Annotated in this window: 4 protein-coding genes and 1 pseudogene; all 5 read right to left on the bottom strand. The window is 59.6% G+C overall.

Annotated elements, in window-relative coordinates:
• Positions 1-306 precede the first annotated feature (306 nt).
• Entirely contained in the window at positions 307-1,500 is a 1,194-nt protein-coding gene (locus ACOCD2_RS11945; protein ID WP_293647130.1) for an FG-GAP repeat domain-containing protein, read from the bottom strand.
• Between the two features lie 96 nt (positions 1,501-1,596).
• Positions 1,597-2,154: an FG-GAP-like repeat-containing protein gene (locus tag ACOCD2_RS11950; RefSeq protein WP_293647132.1), complete on the bottom strand. Its 558-nt coding sequence runs from the start codon at positions 2,152-2,154 to the stop codon at positions 1,597-1,599.
• Positions 2,155-2,183: 29 nt separating this feature from the next.
• The gene (locus tag ACOCD2_RS11955) at positions 2,184-2,468 is read right to left on the bottom strand and encodes a carboxymuconolactone decarboxylase family protein (RefSeq protein WP_293647134.1); all 285 of its coding nucleotides are present in this window, start codon (positions 2,466-2,468) and stop codon (positions 2,184-2,186) included.
• A gap of 92 nt (positions 2,469-2,560) precedes the next feature.
• Complete coding sequence (hypF, locus tag ACOCD2_RS11960) at positions 2,561-4,426, bottom strand: carbamoyltransferase HypF (RefSeq protein WP_295513225.1); 1,866 nt, start codon at positions 4,424-4,426, stop codon at positions 2,561-2,563.
• A 98-nt stretch (positions 4,427-4,524) separates the two neighbouring features.
• Positions 4,525-4,896 (bottom strand): annotated as a pseudogene (locus ACOCD2_RS11965) (acylphosphatase); the annotation flags it as partial.
• Between the last annotated feature and the right edge of the window lie 224 nt (positions 4,897-5,120).

A 5,120-nucleotide genomic window follows, 5' to 3' on the forward strand; every position in this document is an offset into this window, starting at 1 on the left:
CCGCTTCTCACCGGCGGTCATCCGGCCTAGGGTTTCCCGATTCAGTGGAGGAATGATCTCGGCCATGCTTGGCTGCCCTATTTTTGGTTGCGGTCTGTCTGCGCCTGAGGATCTTACTTTATTCTAGCTGTTCGGCTTGTGTGGGATCTTGTGCCACATCCCGGAACTGCGCCAACACCGTTTCCAGGTCTGCAACGATCTCCGCGGCCAGGACAGCCGGCTCGGGTAGGTAGGCAATCCAGCATGTTCAAAAGACCCAATGAAAAACGCAACAGTCACCGGTTAAAGCCGATGGTTGTTACGTGCTTACTGATCCACTGGGCAAATCACGTCACGAATCCGGGCCCTGAAGCTTCCACGGTCCTGCACGCGGAATCCTCTGTTCAGCCGTAATCCCCTGCTGGCCTCGAAGCTTATGTTTGCGCCGGCTTCTATGACTACGCTGCCGCTGGTAACCAGCGTTGATTCGGAACGGTAGATCTCCGCGCCACTGTAGCTTGCAGGTCCAAGGGTAACAGGTCCCGATTTACAGCTGGTTTTGGCGCTGACCACATACCCGTCCCGCTGGTAATTCCCCCGGCCGGTTCCCCAGATGATTCTGGCATTTGCAGTGCCGGGCAAGTCGTAGGCCACCAGTCCGGCATGTGCCGTGTTGAGCACGACCTCCAGATCCGGGTCTGTATCGATGTTTGCCAGTGTCGGCGCTGCCAGGGCGCCGTTCCAGTCCCAGCTGCCCTTTGCTGCCGGCAAATCGACTTCCTGCAGCCTGTTGCCCTGGTCGTCGACGATATGCAACCTGCCCGTTCTGTTGCTGCCTTTTTGCGTCCAGGACGCAAAGATCACTTCTGCCTTGCCATCGTTGTCCAGGTCGGCAACGGTTGGTTCTGAAGCAAAACGGTAGAAGCCTTCGGTGGCATGTGCATCCACTTCATAGGGCCAGCTGCCGTGTTCTGTCTTGTCCAGCCAGAAGGCATGCAGGCGCCCGTCGTAGGAAGGAAAAAGGATTTCCTTTTCTCCGTCACCATCGAGGTCGGCCACTACTGTGTTGGGCTGATTGCTTTCGATCCTGTTGTAGTCTTCGCTCAAGGGCGCGCCGGTATCCACCGGCCCCTTCTCCCAGTCTGCGGCTGCTGTCTTGAAGCGCGAACGGTCCGCGTTGAAGATCAGGGGCGCGTTGTATTTGCTCTGGTAGCCATTGGTACAGTCATACATGTTGCCGACGGCGACCACTTCATTTATGCCGTCTGCATCCATGTCGGCAGTGACGGCAGGGCCTTTCGCAAAGTTGGCGCGAAAGCTTTCGCTGCGAACGCCATTGCAGCCTCCCCAGCCCCTGAGTTCGGTAGCCAGGTCTTCCCAGATGCCTACTGCGCCCCAGTCCTTGCCGGAATAGGCAGCGCTTGCGGGGATCTGCACACCGTCTTCTTTGTAGGCGCAAATGTAATGAACATCGGAAGGCACGACAATCTCGCCGAATCCGTCACCATCGAGATCGCCCACGGCGGCATTGTCGTTGAAGACGCCCCAGGCGGAGGATTCGCCGTCGCTACCGAGTTGCGGCCACCCGGCCCGAAGCGTGCCGTCGTGCTGGTATATTCAGCTGTTGGTCTTGCTGTTCACCGCAGCGGTGACGATGATCTCCATGAAGCCGTCGGCATCCAGGTCGGATACACTCAGACCCCGCAGTTCCCTGTCCGTGGGTTTCTTGGGCCAGCCGGGTTTGAAGTGTCCCTGGCGGTCGTACACGGACACCCAGCCACCGCTGTGGGCAGTGACGATCTCCTGCTCCCCGTCTCCATCCACATCTGCCAACACAATGCCGGGCCAGGTACGACCGACATTATCGACTGCATCACCCTCGTTGCGGTCGTGACCGGATTTCATGCGCCATTTCAGGCTGCCGTCACTGCCATTCAGCACATGAATGGCATAGCCGGAGCCGATGACTTCCGGTTTCCCATCCTTGTCCAGATCGGCGACGGCCGGAGAGGAATACCAGCCGGTCTCGCACCAGGAGGTGCATCCTCCCAGTTGCCACTTGAGAACGGGCGCGGCGATACTTCCGGCCGCGCAATAGCCGTTGTCGCCATGGGTGATCAATAGAGAAAGCATGACCACAGCCGATGCAAGGCGCAGGGTTTGCGGCAGGAGCATGCTATGCCTGCCCTGCTTCGTGCCGGAAGCTAGAAATCAATGTCATATTCGTCGAGTACTTCTTGAAATTGCAGGCGTTTTTGCCCGGCTGCAACGGCCATGACTTTGGCCAGGGTTTCGGAGATCTCTCCTTTTGCAATGCTTCTCTGTTTCGCCAGTCTCAGATAGTAGGATGTGCAGGGATTGCAGTTCATGGCGACGGCCGCTGAAAGACCGACGAGTATTTCGGTTTTTTCATCGAGATGGGTATTCTCATGCGTCGACTCGTAGAATGCATCGTAGAGCGCCTGCTGTTGCTTTGTCAGTAAGTCCATCTTTTGTTCATGCCTCCAAATCCCGAACTGCTTCCCAAGGTTTCAATGAGTGACCATAAAGAATATTACCTTATGAAACTCTGAACCATCTATCATTCCGGCGCGTGCTGCGCTCCGCTGTGCCGGGAAGCCATGGCGATTACGGCCTGTCCCAGGGAAAGACCACCGTCATTGGCCGGAAAATGGCGTGGGGACAACACGGTCAATGGATGCTCACGCAGCAGCAGGGACGTCTGTTCCAGCAGCAGCCGGTTCTGGAAGACACCGCCACCTAGCACGACCGTATCGGTTTGCCATGCTTCGCAGAGCCGTACCGCCATGGCTGACACGGCTTTGGCCAGGCCATGATGGAAACGGGCGGAGACAACCGCCGCATCGACGCCCTTTTGCAGATCCTCCAGCAGTGAGTACCACAGGGGCGCCCAGACGAGCGTGTTGTCTATTGTTGAACAACCATAGGCATGTCGCTTCTGTTGCTGCATTTCCCCGGCGGCCAGTGCTTCGAGTTCCATGGTGGCCTGGCCTTCGAAGTACACCTCTTCGCGGCAAATGCCCAGCGCTGCGGCCACCGCATCGAACAGGCGTCCCGCCGATGAAGCCGGCGGGCTGTTGAGCCCCCTGTCGAACAGGGTTTGCAACACAGAAAGAGGCTTGCTTTTCAGGTATTCGATGATGGGCAGGTTCGCATAGCGTTCGAACAGCTGTTGGGCATCGGGTAGGGACAGGAGGTATGACAGGGTGTTGCGCCAGGGCTGCCGGGCGGCCTTATTGCCTCCCAGCAGGGGCACAGGCTGAAAACGGGCCACTCGCTTGCTGCCAAAATAATCCGCAAGCAGAAACTCGCCCCCCCAGAGTTCACCGTTTTCACCATAACCCAGGCCGTCCAGGGCGATGCCCAGCACCCGGGGTGATGTCAGTTCACGTCCGTGCTCGGCCATGCAGGAGGCAATATGAGCATGGTGATGCTGTACGCGCACCAGTTCCAGATTGTTTTCGTCTGCCAGCCGTTTACCGAGCTGGCTGCACAGGTAATCCGGATGCGCGTCGATGGCGATGATGGCAGGGGACACATCGTAGAGAGCCTGGTAGAGCTGCAATGCCTGGCGATAGTCGGCAAAGGTGGCAGGTTCCCCGAGGTTGCCCATGTGTTGGGACACGATGGCCCTGCCCTCCTTCACCAGGCAGAAACTGTTCTTCAGTTCACCGCCCATGGCCAGCAAGGAAATACGCTCATCGAAACCTTTGGGCAGGCGTAGCGGTTGCGGCGCATAACCCCGGGCGCGGCGCAGCAGCCGGGCTTGCCCGTCGGCCACGCGAACCACCGAATCATCCAGCCGGTTGACGATATCGCGGTCATGGAGCAGGAAACAGTCTGCGATATCCGTCAGCCGCGCGCGGGCATCGGCATTGCGGATGACCTGGGGTTCTTCGCTGCGGTTTCCCGAGGTCAGTACGATGGGAGCATCCAGCGCCTGCATGAGCAAATGATGCAGGGGCGTATAGGGCAGCATGAAATCCAGGGTGACCTGGCCGGGTGCTATGTCAGCGGCCAGGCGCTTTCCTGCTGCTTGCAGCACCACGATGGGCGCCGCCCTGTCCTGCAGCAGTGCCGCTTCGGCCGGACTGATCCGCGCGTAGCTTTTGATCATGGCGATATCGGCAGCCATCAAAGCCAGCGCCTTGGCATAGCGCTGCTTGCGGCTGCGCAAACGGCTGACGGCAGCATCGTTGCCCGCATCGCAGGCCAGGTGGATACCGCCGATTCCCTTGATAGCGACGATCTGTCCCTCGCGCAACAGCCGGGCGGTGGTTTCAATGACATCGCGCCCTGCATCCGGCGGCAGCACGTTCCCCTGCCCGTCTTCCAGCCACAGTCTGGGACCACAGTCCGGGCAGGCGTTGGGCTGCGCATGAAAGCGCCGGTCGGACGGATCTTCGTACTCTGACACCGGGGGCACAGGGTGAAGGCGGCCATGCTGGTGTTGGCCCGGTCGTAGGGAACGGCGCGGATGATGGAGAGCCTGGGGCCGTAGTGGGTGCAGTTGGTGAATGGATAGCGGTAACGCCGGTTGGCCGGGTCCTGGATATCCGCGAGACAGTCCGGGCAGGTGGCGGCGTCGGCGGCCACGTCGGTGTGCGCCTGACCCTGTGCGCTCTGGACGATCTGAAAATCCGCCGGGGCCGTTTCCACTGGCGCTGTTTCATTGGTGATGATTTCTTCGATGTGGGACAGGGGCGGCGCATCCAGGCGCAGCCGCTGCAGGAATTCAGCCAGGCTGTCTTCCCTGCCCCAGGCGTGAATCACCACGCCGGCGGCATCGTTCCACACCCGGCCACGGATCCCGCAAGCCCTAGCGATGCGCCAGACCGTCGGGCGAAAGCCCACGCCCTGCACCGTACCCGTCACGCGAATACGCCATGCCGCCATCAGCAGATGCGGGGCAGCTGTTCTCCGGCCAGCCAGTCCACGATCCTGCTGCCGCCGAAGCTGGTCTGCATCTGTACGAATCCCTGCTCGTCTTCGATGACTTCCAAGCGTGTCTTCGGCCTCGTGATAGATTTTGGGACATCCCAGTCCCCAAAATCGACTCGGCCTTTGACAACCTATTGGTGCCCCAGCCGTCCTGGTCACCAAGCACTGCGCAACAACTT

This window comes from Thiolapillus sp. (assembly GCF_048562965.1).
Taxonomy (GTDB): Bacteria; Pseudomonadota; Gammaproteobacteria; order Chromatiales; family Chromatiaceae; genus Thiolapillus; species Thiolapillus brandeum_A.